This window comes from Citrobacter sp. RHB36-C18 (genome assembly GCF_013814485.1).
Lineage (GTDB): Bacteria > Pseudomonadota > Gammaproteobacteria > Enterobacterales > Enterobacteriaceae > Citrobacter > Citrobacter braakii.
Map to the genome: position 1 here is coordinate 755,451 of NZ_CP057125.1, position 17,533 is coordinate 772,983.

The following is a 17,533-nucleotide window of genomic DNA, read 5'->3' on the forward strand; positions in this document are numbered from 1 at the left end:
GGCATGAAAAAGATTTCAAAGCCACTGGGGGCTGGGCTACTCATCGTGGCAGTCCTGCTGTTGATACTCTTTATTTTTGCACAGACAACGCAGTTGCCCTCTGATAGTGGTGACGATAATTTCTGGTATGTGATGGCTGGTTTCATCATCCTGACTGCCACATTATGCACCTTGGTATTTTTTACGTGGTCCAGGCAACAAAATCCCTCTCCCGTTACGCCTGATGGTGAAAATAATCACAAAGAAGAAAGAACGTCGGATCAAAATGATTTTTCAGCACTGAACAAACATCTCAGAAGACGGTACTCGTTCTTCTGGCGTCATAAAGTCCGTCTGCTACTGGTCACTGGCGACGAAGCCGCTATCGAACAGCTGGTTCCCGGCCTGCAGGAAAGCCAATGGCTGGAAGGGAACTGCACGGTGCTGATTTATGGTGGCAGCCTGACCGCAGAGCACGACACAGAAAAATACGCTGCACTACGCAAATTACGCCGTGGACGCCCACTGGACGGGATTGTCCGGGTAATACCTCAGTCTTTTAACCTGACGCCACAGGTCAGTGACAACGATTTACGCGGGCTGGAAAAAATCAGCGAGCTGCTGCGTTATTCTGCCCCGGTCTGGCTATGGCAGTTATGCGACAGCAACTGGTCGCAGACAAAACGCCCTGAGCAGACTGTCGGGGCACGCTTTCCGCTGCGTGCAAAAGAAGACGATATTACCCGCCAGCTTGAAAGGATACTGCCGGAATTGCGGGCACAGGGTATTAGTCAGGTCGCTGAGAACAACGGTCACGACTTCCTGCTGCGCCTGGGCCAGCACCTCAAAGACGGCGGTATCGCCCGCTGGGCTCAGCAACTTGTGCCATGGCTGTCTGCCTCCCAGCAACGCGTTCCGCTGCGTGGCCTGATGTTCAGCCTGTCGGGAAGTCAGTCGCCTGAAAACGCAGTTGCTTATACCGATGCGGAGAATTATGTTCCGGAATCACAGCGCCATGCGCTGACTCTGCCAGCGACCTGGCAGGGTATCGTTGACGACTGCCCCCGTGTACGTGGCCGCCGTGTCGGGATGGCGTGGGAACAAACGCTTGCCTGGATACTGATGATCATTATCGGGGTCTGGGGGGGCGGGACGCTGCTTTCGTTTTCACTGAACTACGGGCAAATCTCTTCTGTCGCGACAAAAGCACGCAACCTGGTGGAACATCCTTCCGTATCGGATTACCAACTGACGACACTGCATGAACTGCGTAACGATGCGGGTCGTTTACAGCATCACATTCAGAATGGCTCACCTTTGTATCAGCGCTTTGGCCTTGATCATAGCCAACATCTGCTGAGCGCGATGCTGCCGTGGTACGGTGTCGCGAATAATCGCCTGATTCGCGATCCGGCCAATGCCGCTCTGACGGAAAAACTGACCGCGCTGATCAACTCTGTGCCGAACAGCGATCGGCGTGCGCAGCTTGCTAAACCCGGTTATGACCAATTGAAGGCGTGGATGATGATGGCCCGGCCGGATAAAGCCGACGGCGCATTCTACGCGCAGACCCTGAAAACCGTGCAGCCAGCGCGGACGGGCATCTCTACCGGTCTGTGGCAAAGCCTGTCGCCGGATTTGTGGGCCTTCTATATCGCCACACTCCCAAAACAGCCACAGTGGAAAATCACGCCGGATGCGCAACTGGTCAGCCAGAGCCGCCAGGTGCTGTTGCAGCAAATCGGGCGTCGCAACGCGGAAAGTACGCTGTATGAAAACATGCTCAAATCGGTGCGCCGTAACTTTGCAGATGTATCTCTGGAGGACATGACCAGCGGTACTGATGCCCGCCGCCTGTTCACCACTGATGAAGTGGTACCAGGCATGTTTACCCGTCAGGCGTGGGAGGGCGGTATTCAGCAGGCGATAGAGAAAGCGGCTAACTCCCGTCGTGACGAAATTGACTGGGTGCTGAGCGACAGCCGAAAAGCAGTGTCCTCAGACCTGTCGCCGGAAGCCCTGAAAGCGCGCCTGACGCAACGTTACTTCACTGATTTTGCGGGTAGCTGGCTGAATTTTCTCAACAGTCTGCGGCTTAACCCGGCAAACAACATTGCAGACGTCACTGACCAGTTGACGCTGATGAGTGATGTGCGCCAGTCGCCACTGATTGCTCTGATGAATACTCTCGCCTGGCAGGGGCAGACCGGCCAGCAAAGCGAGGGACTTTCGGATTCCATTATCAAATCGGCTAAGGATCTTGTCGGCGGGAAAGACAAACCGGTGATTGACCAGTCTGCGTCAGGGCCGCAGGGTCCGCTGGATGAAACCTTTGGTCCGCTGCTTCAGCTTCTGGGTAAAAACAAAGGCAGCAACGTCATGTCGGCTGACACTTCGCTGAGCCTGCAGACCTATCTGACCCGTATCACCCGCGTGCGTCTGCGCCTGCAGCAGGTGGCAAGCGCTTCTGATCCACAGGAGATGATGCAGACTCTCGCCCAGACCGTGTTTAAGGGCAAGAGCGTCGATCTGACCGACACCCAGCAATACGGTAGCCTTATTTCGGCAAGCCTTGGCGAAGAGTGGAGCAGTTTTGGCAGCACGATGTTCGTGTTGCCACTGACTCAGGCCTGGGAAACGGTGCTGCAGCCGTCGGCGGCGAGCCTGAATGATAAATGGAGCCGCGCCGTGGTGGCGAACTGGCACACGGCCTTTGACGGGCGCTTCCCGTTTGCGGTGAGTAAAAGTGATGCCTCTTTGCCGATGCTGGCTGAATTTGTGCGTAAGGACAGCGGACGTATAGAGCGCTTCCTGACGACAGAGCTCAACGGTGTGCTGCACAAAGAGGGTAGTCAGTGGGTACCGGATAAGGTCAACAGCCAGAGGTTGAACTTTAACCCGGCCTTCCTGCGGGCCATTAACCAACTGAGTCAACTGTCAGACATTCTGTTCACAGATGGCAGCCAGGGCATCAGCTTTGAACTGCAGGCGCGTCCTGTGCCGCAGGTGGTGGAAACCCAGTTGACCATTGATGGACAAAAGCTGCACTACTTCAACCAGATGGCCGACTGGCAAAGCTTCCGCTGGCCGGGAGATACCTACAAGCCGGGGACGATGCTGACCTGGACCACGGTCAATGCCGGTGCGCGTCTGTTCGGGGATTTCAGTGGGACCTGGGGCTTTATTCGCTGGCTGGACCAGGGCAAGCGCCAGCAGCTTGACCGCAGTCAGTGGATGATGAGTTTTACCGCCCCGGATGGTCGCACCCTGCAGTGGGTGCTGCGCTCACAACTCGGAAAAGGTCCGCTGGCGTTGCTGGAACTGCGTGGTTTCACGCTGCCGGATCAGATATTCAGTGTTGACAGCGAGGCCACCGCGCAGGCGCTGATGGCCAACACCAGAAACAATGACATGGAGGGGGGCGAATAATGAGCACACTGCAGAATCTGGTTGCCGCCTGTCAGGCTGACGAAACTCAGTTGCGGCAACAGGCGCAGGCACGCACGGAAAACTGGCAGCCCTGGCTTGCTCCGGTAAATGACACCAGTCCGACCGGAGAAGACCCCGGTTATGACGATGATTTTCAGCGTATCCGCGAGGAGGTCAATAAACTATCCGGCATCGATACCGGCCTGATTTGCACGCTTGCCGAAAAACTGCTGACCACCACAGCCAAAGATATCCGGATCGCCACCTACTACTGCTGGGCGCGTCTGCATCAGGACGGGGAGACCGGCTTTGCCGAAGGGCTTGAACTGCTGGCCAGATTGCTACAGCGCTATGGAACGCAGCTTCATCCTCAGCGTGAGCGGAGCCGTAAACCGGCGCTGGAGTGGCTCGCAGGCTCCCGCGTTCTGGACAGCCTGTCACTCTGGCCGGAAGTGGTACGCGATGATGCACTGCGCACTGCCGGTGCGCTGCTGCTCATCCGCGACAGTCTGGAGCCAGAACCAGAAGCGTCACGGCCAGAGCTCAATGCACTATACAGTGCTCTGGAGTCTCGCCTGATGAAGGCCGGTGGCGTGGATGCTGTGGTACCGCAGAACGCTGGTAATAAGGCTCAGTCACAGAGCGCTATGCATACCATCGAGTCAGACACGCCGGTTTTGAGCCGCATCACCTCTGGTCAAGATTTGCTGGCCCAGGCCCGTACCCTGACCGGATATCTGCGTGAGCAGCCCGATGGCTGGCTCGCCGCACACCGGCTGATGAAAAGCCTGCGTCATGACACGCTGAGTGCTATTCCGGCACCTGATGCCGAAGGGAAAACGCGCATCGAACCGCCGCGTGCTGACCAGCGGGCCATGCTCAAACGCCTGTATCTGCAGCAGAGCTGGCTGGAAATACTGGAGCAGGCGGACAATACCTTCTCGCGCGGTGCCAATCACCTCTGGCTGGATTTGCAGTGGTATATCCACCAGGCACTGATAAAGTCAGGGCAGGATGTACTGGCCGATATCATCACTGCAGACCTGAAAGGGTTGCTGCGCCGCCTTACCGGGCTTGAAACCTTGGCCTTTAATGACGGAACGCCGTTTGCCGATGAAGTCACGCTGAACTGGATAAATCAGAGCGTACTGGACGATATGTCCGGCTGGCGCGATGAGCCGGTCAGTGCCGTCAGTGAGACGGGCAACGATATTCTGGCCCTTGAGCCGGAAGCGTTGGAGAAAGCGGACACTGACGGTCTGGATGCCACACTACACTGGCTGCAGACCCGTCCGGGCTCCGACTCCACAAAAGACAAATGGCTGCTGCGCCTGCTGATGGCCCGTGTAGCCGAGCAGAAGGGCAAGAATGAACTGGCGCTGCATCTGCTGGGCGAGCTCGATGGTGCTGCGCAGTCCATCACCCTCACGCAGTGGACACCGGCGCTGCTGTTTGAAGTGAAATCGCGTCGCCTCAGACTGCTGCGTATGAAAGCTACACGCAGTGAAACCGATAAATCACGGCTTCAGCCTGAGATGGACCAGCTTCTGGCTGGTCTGATTGCGCTCGATCCGGCAGGCAGTGCAGTGCTTTGCGGGTAACACCACTTGGCATACCTTTAAAACACACATATTCAGGTTTTTATGGACGATTTAACCCTGCGTTATTACGACGCTGAAATGCGCTACCTGCTGGAAGCGGGCGAAGAGTTTGCCCGTGCTCACCCGGAGCAGGCGGCAATGCTCAATCTCGATAAAGCGGGCGCGCGCGACCCGTATGTGGAACGCCTGTTTGAAGGCTTTGCCTTCCTGATGGGCCGCTTGCGCGAGAAACTTGATGACGATCTACCGGAACTAACCGAAGGGCTAGTCAGCCTGCTGTGGCCGCATTACCTGCGTACCATTCCGTCAATGTCGGTGGTGGAGTTCACCCCTGACTGGCGTGAGATGAAAGAGCAGATGCGTATCGTCAAAGGTTTCGAGGTAAACTCGCGACCGATCGGTGAGAAGGGTACGCGCTGCCGGTACACCACTACCAAAGAGATTACCCTTCAACCGTTGTCGCTGGAGCACGCCCGACTGTCCACCGACCCTGACGGGCGTTCGGTCATCACGCTGCGCTTTAATTGCAGCCATCTTGCCGACTGGAGTCGTGTCGATCTCAGTCAGCTCCCGTTCTACTTCAATGCAGACGCTCCGCTGGCCTGCGCCATGCATGAAGCTTTTACCATGAACACGGCCCGCCTATGGTTGCGGATGCCGGGAGACATGGACAGAAGACCGCTCGACGGATATTTCAGCGCGCTGGGTTTTGGCGATGACGATGACCTGTGGCCGAAGGGTAGCAGCAGCTTTAGCGGCTATCAGCTGTTGCTGGAGTACTTCACCTTCCGTGAGAAATTCATGTTCACGGGGCTGCGTGGGCTGGAAACCGTAGCCTTCCCGGCTGAGCTCCCCTGGTTTGAAATCGACGTGGTGCTGGCGGAACGCTGGGAGCATGACTTCAGCTTTACCGAAAAGCACCTGCGCCTGAACTGCGTGCCGGTGATTAACCTGTTCCCGCTGGAATCTGACCCGCTGACGCTCAACTCCCTGCAGACCGAATACATGCTGCGCCCAATGCGCGTGCAGGATGGCCATACCGAGATATACGCGGTGGATTCGGTAATGTCATCGAGCCAGCACACATACGTGCCGTTTTCGAGTTTCCGCCACAAAGGTGGAATGATGCGTCATGAAGCGCCGGAATATTACTACCACACCCGCGTGCGCCGTGGCCCGTCGGGCCTGCATAACACCTGGCTTATCCTTGGCGGTGAAGCCTTTGATAACCACACCGTACCGGAAGACGAAAGCCTGTCGCTGACGCTCACCGGCACCAACGGCCAACTGCCACGACGAGCACTGCAGAGCACGGTGCTTGATACGGTGATGAAAACCACCTCGGCCAATATCGCCGTGCGTAACCTGTGTGCGCCGACACTGCCCTGTTATCCGCCGGCGCAGGACCGTTTCCACTGGCGCGTGCTGAGTCACCTCGGCAGCGGATTCCTGTCGATGATGGATAATGCCGATGTGCTGCGCGGTACCCTGGCGCTGTATGAATGGACCGACAGCGAGATGAACCGCCGCCGCCTGGAAGCCATCATTGACGTGAAGCACAGCGAAACCGAGCGCTTTGAGCAGGGCTACCTGGTACGCGGTGTGCAGATTGAGGTGACGCTGGACAGCCACGGCTTTGCCGGACGCGGTGATATCTGCCTGTTCGGCGAGATGCTGAGCCGCTTCTTCGCGCTCTACACCGATATCTATCTGTTTAACCGCCTGATTATCATCCTGCAACCGACCGGAGAACGCCTTGAATGGGAAGAGAAGCACAACCGCCGTATTCCCGGCTGACCCCGCGCCTGGAGGCTGACCTTAACCGGATAAACTTTTACCGTTTCTGCCAGTTGCTGGAGAAACTGAATCCGGACCGGCCGCTGATGGGCTCAACCAGCCACCCCGCAGATGACCCGGTGCGATTTGCGCCACACCCCGGGATGGGCTTTCCGGCGAGCGAACTCAAAGTCGTTGAGTATGACGAAGAGAATGACAGTAAACCACCGCTCATCCGCGCGACGTTTATGGGGATGTACGGCGTTGATTCGCCGCTGCCAACCGCCTATCTCGACGACATCACCCAGCGCCGGGAAGGGCATGAGGCATTACAGGGCTTTCTGGATATCTTCAGCCACCGCATCCTGACTCAGTTTTATCGTATCTGGCGAAAATATTCCTACCCGGCCACATTCGAGCCTGGCGGGACTGACAGCATCTCGCAGTCGTTGCTGGGCCTGGTGGGGTTGGGCATTCCCGGTACGGCAAACCATATTGCCACGCCGGTATCCCGATTTCTTGCGCTGCTGGGCGTACTGCAACAGCCCGGTAAAACCCAGGAGGGAATGCAGGCGCTGGTGACGCTGCTGGCCCCGGATACCACTGTGAAGGTCAGCCCCTACTGTCTGCGTCCGGTGGAGGTCAATCGGCCTCTGGGCTTTCATGACGATGATGATTTTCTGCTGGATGGCAACACGCCGCTCGGTGACGAAGCGATGGATGCCAACAGCCAACTGCTCGTTGCTCTCACCACGGAAAATGAACAGGAAGTACAGGGCTGGAAGCCGGATGGCCTGCTGTATCAGGACTTTCTGGTGATGCTGCGTGTCTATCTCGGCTGGCGCTTCAGGGTAAAAATCACCCTGACCACCCGAACCCGACTGCTGGCGGCTCCGCCGCTCGGCGAAGGCCCCTTCTGGCTTGGGATGAATGGCGTGCTGGGCGCGGAAGACGAAGACCTCCCGGACGATATCCCCCAGACCTTTACGACCGAACTGGGCTATTACACCGGACTTCAGCCCGCGACACCACAACAAGGAAACCGATGTGTTACGTACAAGTTTAACTAATACAGCGCGCTGGCTGTTACCCCTACTGGCATTCAGTCTGACGGGCTGCGGGGTGACGCAGGGTATCACCGATGGCACCAAATCGGCCTTTAACGCCGTGTTCTACAAAAAGATTAAGGTGCTGCACCTGGATTTCACCGCGCGTGAGGCGCTGAATACCGATTCCCGCGAAAGTAACTCGCTGTCTGAACCGGTAGTGATCCGTATCTACCAACTGAAAGACCGCAAAACTTTCGACAAAACGGTCTACCAACAGTTGCTGATAGACGGGGAGACCATTCTGAAAGCTGACCTGCTGGCAAGCCGTGATGTGGTGGTTAAGCCGGGCGGTGATGCGACCCTGAATATGCCGATGGAGGCCGATACACAGTTTGTGGCGGTGGTGGGTCTGTTCCGTCACCCGGATATGGTCAACAACACCTGGAAGCTGGTGATAGGCCGCGAAGAACTTGACCCGGATAAGCCGCGCATTCTGGAAGCCGGTAACAACCATCTGACGCTGCAACCGCTCAAGGACGAATGATGACCCAGGGACATAACACGCCTTCGCTGTATGAAATGCTGACCGGAAATTTTACCGGTGGTCTCAATCTCAACCAGGTCAGTGAAGAAAATCAGGTCATCCTCTCGGTACTGGATAACATGCAACGCATCCTCAACTGCCGTGCCGGCACTCTGGCGCATCTGCCAGACTACGGCCTGCCCGATATGACGAAAATCCTTCAGGGCATGCCGGGAACGGCCCATGAGCTCATGGGGACATTGTCTGCCGTTCTGCTCAAATATGAGCCTCGCCTGAAAAAAATAACGGTTGTCCTGCTGGAGCAGCACGTTCCTGGTGAACTGCGCTATGCCATTGATGCTGAGCTGAAGGGAATTGGCCTTGTGCGTTACGGCACCGAGTTTATGCCCGAGGGGCGGGTTCTGATTCGGCACCTCAAGAGGCAGGGTTGGCTTGAGACTGGAGTGTTCTGATATGGAAAAGAATCGCATCAGCACCGGGGGGGACCCGCGTGCTTTCATGGAGTTCGGGCAGTTACGTGATGAAATTAGCAAGCTGACTCACCCTGCGCGCCCGGACGTTGACTGGCAAAAAGTTGAACAATTAAGCCTGTCATTGTTTCGTCATAATGGCGTCGAACTGCAAACACTGGCCTGGTACACCGTAGCCAGAATACGTAATGCGGGACTGGAGGGACTTGCCGAAGGCACGGAACTTCTGGAGGCCTTACTGACGCACCACTGGAATGCAATATGGCCACAGCAAACCCATGCCCGCGTTGAGATCCTGGCATGGCTGTCTGTTCGCTTACAGCAAGAATTGCGTACGCTAACGCTGTCATATGCTGATTTATCAAAGGTGTATCGGGTTGAACAAAGTTTAAAACATGCCTGCGCAGTGCTGCAACGGCTTGAATTGAAAGCGCTTAGTAAACTGGAGGTTATCGTGACCTGGATGCACAATGCAGCTTTGCGTCTGGAGAAGTCCGATCCCGATTCGGGATCGGCCGTAGTGATGATACCGGCTCCAGGTGCAACAAATAACGTTGCGACGTCTTTGCCACAACTGGTCTTTGTGGTTAATGAGCCAGCGTCGTCCGGGCAATCGAGCACTGCGGTTTTAGCTACCAAAATCGATCATGGAACCCGACGCATGTGGCTGGGGTTTGCTATCGGTGTCATGGTTACAGCAGTGGTGAGTACAGGCGCTTTTCTTGGTATCAACCCTATGCGAGCTGACGGATATGAACTGGTTAAGCCATTGCCGCAGGTGCTGACACCTGAACAATTGTCCACGTTGAAGCAGTCCTCAGATTTGAAGGGGAAGAAGCAAGATATAATTGCTGCAACGCAAGGGCAATTGGACGTTTTACATCGCTTGTCACCTTTGTGGTCGCGGGAATATGCTGCATCATTAGCGCAGCAGTTAGTCACTCTGTGGCCGGAAGAATCGCAGACGACAGTATTCACGAGCAGATTACAGAAACAGTTAACTACGGAAGCGTTGTCAGAAGGCGCTCTGCAAAACTGGCATCATGCCCAGCAGGGGCTGGAAGCGTTAACCGCCCAGCTAAATGCACTTGATGAACGCAAAGGTAAATATCTGACAGGGTCGGAGCTGAAATCAGCCATTTTCACTATCCGCCGCCAGCTTGACCAAACGCCGCCGACAGAAGAATTGTTGCGTCAAATCGATGAGGAATTAAAAAAACAGGGGAGTGTGTCACCCGCTTTGTATCAGCAGCTCGATATACGGCTTAACCAGCTTCTTAATCGTTATACGCTGCTGAAACAAAATGCCATTCGAGGGCGGTAGCACTGGAAATAAGCCAGCCAAAGACCATCAAATGAGTCAGACGTTTATATTAACTTAGTTAATGATCTTCGTTATAAAATCATGCGAAAGAGTCAGCGCTTTCGCTGATTCAGGCGGATTGTATGCCTTATTATAAGGATCGCAAAATCCGTGACGGCTGTTGAGTATATGAAACGATACTAGTGGATACTGACGGAGTTTATGCTGGAGAAAGTAAGGATCACAGGCTTCTTCATATTTCGCCTGGATAACCAGTGTTGGGCTGTTGGGCATTATATCAGTATAATCACGTATACGGCTTCCGTAGAAACTGACGATACCATCGCATTGTGTATTCTCCGAACAAAGCCATGCTAATGTCCCTCCAACACTGAATCCGACGATTATTATTTTTTTATAATGATCACGTATTCTTATCAGTAAATCGAAGATCATTGATGTATCGAATCCGCAGAACTTCATAAAATAATCGTATGCCTGGCTATGTTGATCGTATGAGAAAGGTTCTTCGCGGTTCAAAAAATTGGGGCAATATACATCAAGTCTTGAATTGTGCAGTTCTTTACATACTTGCTTGATATGATTATTCAATCCATAAATTTCATGTAAAACTATCACAGCATTTTCATTTTTAGATAATAGAGTATACATCAACTGTCTCCAATAGCTTTTAACTATCTATTTTAATAATAAAGTTTGTCAAGGGTTATCACCGGGCGTAAATTTTACAACCTCCCTGAAAATCTCGTTACCAAGGATCTCGAGCTGATTCATTACCTCATCACTGGCCTGTTCCATTCTTTTTAACGCCAGGGACATATGCTCATGGTCGCCAGAAATCGAATACTCGATTGCAAGAACGCCGGAATTATGTAACATCTGGTGAGGGTCCTCCAGATTTTTAAATCCCGTTAAATGAGCGAAACATCTTCCAGTATCACCGTAATACCATTTCCCCAATCTGCACTGACTATATGATGTCAACGTATCATCTAATTTATTCTCGGTAAGTTTTTTATATAGATCTATTTTCCAGATAACATGATCCATTTTAATGATACTTAAAAATAGTAAATTTGATATGTAGTCAATAATTGACTTCATTGCGGCTGATTTTTCAATTACACTTTTAATAGAAAAAACAACTTCATTCATATGCTGAGTGATTTTCGTGATTATTGCTAGCTGTGCTTCGATGGAGGTATCAACCGTAGAACCATTATTCTGGAGGGTTTCCGTTTGCAAGAATATATGGTTAGTGCACGTTTTAACATTTTCAGCCAGTTGTCTAACCTCTTTAGATATAACGCTAAATCCTCTTCCCGCCTCACCTACACGGGCAGCTTCAATCGCTGAATTTATTGCGATTAGATTTGTATGATTGGCAATTTTTTGTATGTCTTTAATTGCATCATTAATTTCAGTCAGTGATAACTTCAGATGAGTCATTTGTTTTTGAATTTCTGCTGATTCTTTGCCTGCCTCATTGATCTCAATAACGAGTGATTCAAGGGAATGCATTGCTTTATTATTTTGTGCGTTTAGTTCTGTTATTTTATCTTTTTCTGTATTTAATTGTTCATGAGTTGAAATTAATGATGTTCTGATTAGGTTGAGTGTTGATATGCCAGAAGTGAAATGATGGCAGATGATTTTATTGTAGTTTTCTGCTTTTTGTTCAGCGATGGGGGTGTCAGTTTCGATGATTTCGGAAGAAGTGTTGTAATTATAGTTACTATTTCTTTTAACTATCTTAGCGATAATTTTCCTGATCATCTTATCAATCCTTTTTCGATAATAGCTTTAAGAAAATAATGGTTTAATAGTTTATCGCCTATGTTATAGATTACGTCAATATATTTTTAATTAGTATTACTTGATGTATTATATTTTCTTGATAATTGTTTTGTTGAATTATTTTACAGAAATGGCCTGGTGTTTTTTAAATGCGCGTGTTATCTATTAAGATAAGAATTATACTTCAGTTGAACACTACAGATAATGATGTTTCAGTGTATTAAAATCTCCATCTGTTAGTTTTATATTTTAGCTTAACCTAAATATTCTTGTGATATCGCTCCCCAACCTGGATGTGTAGTTGGATTACATCATTTATGTGTGCATTGAAAAATTCAGAGAGTGGTTAGATGTATCACTATATATCGAGTACATGAGCAAAATTGAGATTGTGATAACTGCCGGTTAAAATGCAACATTATTAATGTATTTATAATAACAGCGGTGTCCGGACCCGGACTAACGCCGCAAGGGGTGAACAACGCGCTTGTCGCGCTGGCCCCGCAAGGGTGAGTCGCTGGAGACGAATAATCGAACGGAGCTTGATGGAGAGTCCGTTTCTCCAAAAGCAAAAACCCGCCTCTAGGGCGGGTTCTTTAAATAGTGGTGCCCGGACTCGGAATCGAACCAAGGACACGGGGATTTTCAATCCCCTGCTCTACCGACTGAGCTATCCGGGCAACGAGGCGCATTAAACCCGATTCGCTTCGCTTCGTCAACGAAATTTCTTCAAATCAATGCAGACTGCACAATCTATCACCACATTGCTGCTAATGCACGCATTCTCAGCCAAAAAATGCCGTCCAGGCGGCGGAAAGCGGCATTGCCAGCAGCAGGGCTGGAAGCATATTCACAACCGCAAACATCTTGATGCCGCAAATACGCAAACCGGTTGCCAGCAGCAATAGACCGCCTACGGCGCTGAAATCGGCCATCATAGCTGGCGTCGTCAGGGGTAAAATCAGTGCTGCACAGGTGGCAAGCGTTAACTGGATTGCCAGCATCGGCATGCAAATGGCGGATACCGCGATTCCTAATGAACAGGCAAAAATGATGGCCGTGAAGAAATCCAAAAATGACTTGGCGATTAAAATATTCGGGTCGCCGGTCATCCCTTCATGTATCGCACCGAAGATCCCGGTACCGCTGGCGCAAAACAGCACAATGATAGCCACATAGCTTTGAATAAAGGATTCGTGCGTTACGTTGGCGTCCGAGCGGGTGAAAAGCTGCTGCGCTTTGGCTACCGCAGCATTGATCCCTTTTTCCAGATGACAGAACTCGCCAATTAATGCGCCGACGAGCGTTGCCAGAACCATCACCGGTAGGTTGGCGCATTTGATAACCAGCAAGATACCAATCCCTAACGAGGCCAGCCCGAAAATAGAGGTCATGGAGACCCGAATGCGTTCTGGTATATGCTGGCTGAGCAGCGCGCCGAGAATGCCACCAAATAAAATGGCGCTGGCATTAATAAAGGGTCCGATTACCACATTTGCTCCTGCATACCCATCATCGTCTTGATACTAAAGGCAATTAGCTGGGTGAAATTATGTTTCAGATTGCATTATTATGCCGCAACTTTCAGACGAAATGCTTGCTTATCTGTAAGGTTTTCGCACAGGATTTTATCTTGCGCCTGTAAGTGAAAGGTGCCATGATTGCGCGAATTTTCTCCTGTCTGAATGGGGCTGCCTGGGATGATATTACTCCCCCTACATCGCCTTCAACATCGCCTTTTTGCGCGACGTTTGCCCCTTCCCGCGACTTATCTTTACGCTCCCACCATGCGGTGAGGGCAGCGCACGCTCACTGCAGGATAACAGTAAAATCAGAGGCTATCTGCTTTTACTGATGTCTGGCGGTCGGGGCTGGTAACCAGTTTGACCTGTCATTTCGTGGGCAAAGCCATGCGGCGTTGTCCGGGACTTTTGATTTTCCCGAAACGGGTTATTGCGCTTATGAAATCAATGAAAATTGCCGCCAGTAGTGAACTGGTTTCTCGTCTGTCCAGCCATCGTCAGGTGGTGTCGCTGGACAGTACTGATTTTACTGACGTTGCGGCAGTCGTCATTACCGTTGCGGACAGCCGCAGTGGGATCCTGGCTTTGCTGAAACGCACCGGTTTTCATCTACCTGTGTTTCTGTTCGCAGAGTCTGATGTTGATGTGCCTGCGGGCGTTAATGCGGTAATTCGCGGTCAGGCTCAGGACTGGCTGGAGCTGGAATCTGCTGCCTGTCAGTATGAGGAAGAGCTGCTGCCGCCGTTCTATGACACGCTTACCCAGTATGTCGAAATGGGGAACAGCACGTTTGCCTGCCCGGGACACCAACACGGTGAGTTTTTTAAGAAGCATCCTGCGGGCCGACATTTCTATGAGTTCTTTGGTGAGAATCTGTTTCGCGCGGATATGTGCAATGCTGACGTTAAGCTTGGCGATCTGTTGATTCATGAAGGGTCAGCGAAACATGCGCAGAAATTTGCTGCGAAAGTTTTCCACGCGGATAAAACCTACTTTGTGCTGAATGGGACCTCTGCGGCCAATAAAGTGGTCACCAATGCGCTGCTGACGCGCGGCGATCTGGTGCTGTTTGACCGCAACAATCATAAATCGAACCACCACGGGGCGCTGATCCAGGCGGGTGCTACGCCGGTTTATCTGGAAGCGGCGCGTAATCCGTTTGGCTTTATTGGCGGCATTGATGAGCACTGCTTTGATGAGGAGTATCTGCGCCAGCAACTTCGAGAAGTTGCGCCGCAAAAGGCTGATCAACCGCGCCCGTTCCGTCTGGCGATCATTCAGTTGGGTACCTATGACGGTACGATCTACAACGCCCGGCAGGTGATCGACAAGATCGGTCACCTGTGCGATTACATCCTGTTTGATTCCGCATGGGTCGGTTACGAGCAATTTATCCCGATGATGGCCGATGGTTCGCCGCTACTGCTGGAGCTCAATGCTAACGATCCGGGAATCTTTGTCACTCAGTCGGTACACAAACAGCAGGCCGGATTCTCGCAAACCTCGCAGATCCATAAAAAGGATAACCATATTCGCGGCCAGGCGCGGTTCTGCCCGCATAAGCGTCTGAACAATGCGTTTATGCTGCATGCTTCCACCAGCCCGTTTTACCCGCTGTTTGCGGCGCTGGACGTTAACGCCAAAATCCATGAAGGCGAGAGCGGCCGTCGGCTATGGGCGGAATGTGTGACGCTGGGGATCGAGGCCCGCAAAGCGATTATTACCCGCTGTAAGATGCTTCAACCATTTATTCCTCCGGTAGTAGATGGCAAACCGTGGGAAAGCTATCCGACACAGGTGATTGCCAGCGAGCGTCGCTTCTTTAGCTTTGAACCTGGTGCTAAATGGCATGGTTTTTCTGGATATGCACGCGACCAGTATTTTGTCGATCCCTGCAAACTGCTGTTAACCACTCCGGGCATTGATGCGCAAACCGGGCAATATACTGAGTTTGGTATTCCGGCGACGATTTTGGCGCATTATCTGCGTGAAAACGGTATCGTGCCGGAGAAATGCGACCTTAACTCGATTCTGTTCCTGCTGACCCCGGCAGAAAGCGCTGAGAAACTGGCGCAACTGGTCGCGATGCTGGCGCAGTTTGAACAGCATATTGAAGACGATACGCCGCTGGCAAACGTGCTGCCCACCATCTTCAACAAGTATCCGGTACGTTACCGGGATTACACGCTGCGTGAACTGTGTCAGGAGATGCACTCACTGTACGTCAGCTTTGATGTGAAAGATCTGCAAAAAGCGATGTTCCGTCAGGAGAGTTTACCTGCAGTGGCGATGAACCCGCAGGATGCTAACAGCGCCTTTATCCGCGGTGATGTTGAACTGGTGCGTATTTGTGATGCCGCTGGTCGCATTGCGGCAGAAGGTGCGCTGCCTTATCCTCCGGGCGTACTGTGCGTGGTACCGGGCGAAGTATGGGGCGGGGCGGTGCAACGTTACTTCCTGGCATTGGAAGAGGGCATAAACCTGCTGCCGGGCTTCTCGCCGGAGCTGCAAGGGGTTTACAGTGAAACGGATGCAGACGGCATTAAACGTCTGTATGGATATGTTCTGAAGTAAGCGTCATCTGACCAAATAGGGCCACCATCAGGTGACCCTATTTAATCAATAAAGATTAGTGCGCGATAGTCTGGGCGCCTGCCGGAACGCGTACGTGTTTGTATTTAAACAGCGCAACGAAGGCAAAAGCCAGAACCAGCGAGTAACCTGCGAAGATCAGCCACACGGTCTGCCAATCGGTAATACCGTTCAGCGTATAGTGTTCAACTACTTTACCGCTCACCAGACCGCCCAGAATACAACCGAAGCCGTTGGTCATCATCAGGAACATACCTTGTGCGCTGGCGCGGATTTCAGGGCGAACTTCTTTCTCTACAAACACGGAGCCAGAGATGTTGAAGAAGTCGAAGGCGCAGCCGTAAACAATCATCGACAGAACCAGCAGCACGGTACCAAACGGTGTTGGATCGCCGTAGGCAAACAGGCCGAAGCGCAACATCCACGCCACGATACTGATAAGCATCACGTTCTTAATACCGTAACGGCTTAAGAAGAACGGGATGGTCAGGATAAACAGCGTCTCGGAGATCTGCGAAATCGACATCATCACTGACGCGTGTTCAACGATGAAGCTGCCGGAGAACAGCGGATTGTTATCGAAGCTGTGCAGGAAGGTATTACCGAACATATTGGTAATTTGCAGCTCTGCGCCCAGCATCATAGAGAAGATGAAGAAAATCGCCATACGCTTGTTTTTAAACAGCGCGAAGGCATCCAGGCCCAACATGGAAGACCAGCTCTGGTTTTTCTGCTGATTGGCGACCGGGATATGCGGCAGCGTCAGGGTGAACAGCGCCAATACGACGGACAGCGTCGCGCCGATATACAGCTGCATATGGCTCAGTTCAAAGCCGGAGAAGCTTACCGCCCACATCGCCAGAATAAAGCCGATGGTGCCCCAGATACGGATTGGCGGGAAGTCTGTAACAATATCCATCCCGGCTGATTGCAGGCGATAGTAAGAGATGGTGTTGATTAATCCCAACGTTGGCATATAGGCCAGGGAGTTAAGCAAGATCACAAAGAACATGGCACCTGGCGTGGTGACTTCGGCTGCGGCGAACAGCGTTGCTGCGCCGACCAGGTGACAAATGGTGTACACCCATTTCGCACTGATCCATTTGTCAGCCACGATCCCTAACAGCGTAGGCATAAACACGGCGGCGATCCCCAGCGAGCTGTACACCGCGCCAATGGATGCACCATCAAATTTAAGGGTGACAAACATATAGGAGCCGAGGGTAGTGAGCCAACTACCCCATAAGCAGAACTGCAGAAACGAGAGAACTTTCAGCTGCAGCTTAAGATTCATGTTAATTTCCTCACACCGTAATGCGGATGAATGTTTTAAAAGGCACATTTGCCGTGGCTATATGATGTGATTCTATCAACGAGAGGCACTCTTTTTTTGTTACCTGTGACAAATATTTGCAAACAATTTCGGATTGCAAAGCAAAAGAGTGATGG

The 17,533-nt window shown here is 52.1% G+C and carries 12 protein-coding genes and 1 tRNA gene; 8 read left to right on the forward strand and 5 right to left on the reverse strand.

What is annotated here, in order from left to right; translation table 11 throughout:
• Positions 1-3 precede the first annotated feature (3 nt).
• Genes HVZ52_RS03670 through HVZ52_RS03700 form a run of 7 tightly spaced genes read left to right on the forward strand, consistent with a single transcriptional unit; the run spans position 4 to position 10,172 of the window.
• Complete coding sequence (locus HVZ52_RS03670) at positions 4-3,408, forward strand: ImcF-related family protein (RefSeq protein WP_181598877.1); 3,405 nt, start codon at positions 4-6, stop codon at positions 3,406-3,408.
• Positions 3,408-5,009, forward strand: coding sequence for a type VI secretion system protein TssA (gene tssA / locus HVZ52_RS03675; protein WP_181547388.1), 1,602 nt, complete (start codon positions 3,408-3,410; stop codon positions 5,007-5,009). Before HVZ52_RS03670 ends, tssA begins: the two co-directional genes overlap by 1 nt.
• 42 nt (positions 5,010-5,051) lie before the next feature.
• Positions 5,052-6,806: a type VI secretion system baseplate subunit TssF gene (gene tssF / locus HVZ52_RS03680; RefSeq protein ID WP_181598878.1), complete on the forward strand. Its 1,755-nt coding sequence runs from the start codon at positions 5,052-5,054 to the stop codon at positions 6,804-6,806.
• On the forward strand, positions 6,770-7,855 hold the full coding sequence (gene tssG / locus HVZ52_RS03685; protein ID WP_181598879.1) for a type VI secretion system baseplate subunit TssG: 1,086 nt from the start codon (positions 6,770-6,772) through the stop codon (positions 7,853-7,855). The genes tssF and tssG overlap by 37 nt, the downstream gene beginning before the upstream one ends.
• The gene (tssJ, locus tag HVZ52_RS03690) at positions 7,833-8,378 is read left to right on the forward strand and encodes a type VI secretion system lipoprotein TssJ (protein WP_053388784.1); all 546 of its coding nucleotides are present in this window, start codon (positions 7,833-7,835) and stop codon (positions 8,376-8,378) included. The genes tssG and tssJ overlap by 23 nt, the downstream gene beginning before the upstream one ends.
• The gene (gene tssE / locus HVZ52_RS03695) at positions 8,378-8,830 is read left to right on the forward strand and encodes a type VI secretion system baseplate subunit TssE (RefSeq protein WP_181599267.1); all 453 of its coding nucleotides are present in this window, start codon (positions 8,378-8,380) and stop codon (positions 8,828-8,830) included. The genes tssJ and tssE overlap by 1 nt, the downstream gene beginning before the upstream one ends.
• Before the next feature lies 1 nt (position 8,831).
• Complete coding sequence (locus tag HVZ52_RS03700; RefSeq protein WP_181598880.1) at positions 8,832-10,172, forward strand: VasL domain-containing protein; 1,341 nt, start codon at positions 8,832-8,834, stop codon at positions 10,170-10,172.
• A gap of 54 nt (positions 10,173-10,226) precedes the next feature.
• Here HVZ52_RS03700 and HVZ52_RS03705 read toward each other — a convergent pair whose 3' ends face one another.
• The 4 genes from HVZ52_RS03705 to HVZ52_RS03720 form a co-directional block, all read right to left on the reverse strand.
• Positions 10,227-10,823, reverse strand: coding sequence for a dienelactone hydrolase family protein (locus tag HVZ52_RS03705; RefSeq protein ID WP_181598881.1), 597 nt, complete (start codon positions 10,821-10,823; stop codon positions 10,227-10,229).
• 48 nt (positions 10,824-10,871) lie between these two features.
• Positions 10,872-11,948, reverse strand: a complete 1,077-nt coding sequence (locus HVZ52_RS03710) for a methyl-accepting chemotaxis protein (protein ID WP_181598882.1) — start codon at positions 11,946-11,948, stop codon at positions 10,872-10,874.
• A 625-nt stretch (positions 11,949-12,573) separates the two neighbouring features.
• A tRNA-Phe gene (locus tag HVZ52_RS03715) sits at positions 12,574-12,649 on the reverse strand.
• Between the two features lie 105 nt (positions 12,650-12,754).
• On the reverse strand, positions 12,755-13,462 hold the full coding sequence (locus HVZ52_RS03720) for a DUF554 domain-containing protein (RefSeq protein ID WP_016157451.1): 708 nt from the start codon (positions 13,460-13,462) through the stop codon (positions 12,755-12,757).
• A gap of 468 nt (positions 13,463-13,930) precedes the next feature.
• Here HVZ52_RS03720 and HVZ52_RS03725 point away from each other — a divergent pair, with 468 nt between their 5' ends.
• A complete protein-coding gene (locus HVZ52_RS03725) occupies positions 13,931-16,066 on the forward strand; it encodes an ornithine decarboxylase (protein ID WP_181598883.1) in 2,136 nt (711 codons plus the stop codon).
• Between the two features lie 55 nt (positions 16,067-16,121).
• On the opposite strand, the gene HVZ52_RS03730 is transcribed toward HVZ52_RS03725, so the two are convergent.
• Positions 16,122-17,378: a nucleoside permease gene (locus HVZ52_RS03730; protein ID WP_016157449.1), complete on the reverse strand. Its 1,257-nt coding sequence runs from the start codon at positions 17,376-17,378 to the stop codon at positions 16,122-16,124.
• Positions 17,379-17,533 lie beyond the last annotated feature (155 nt).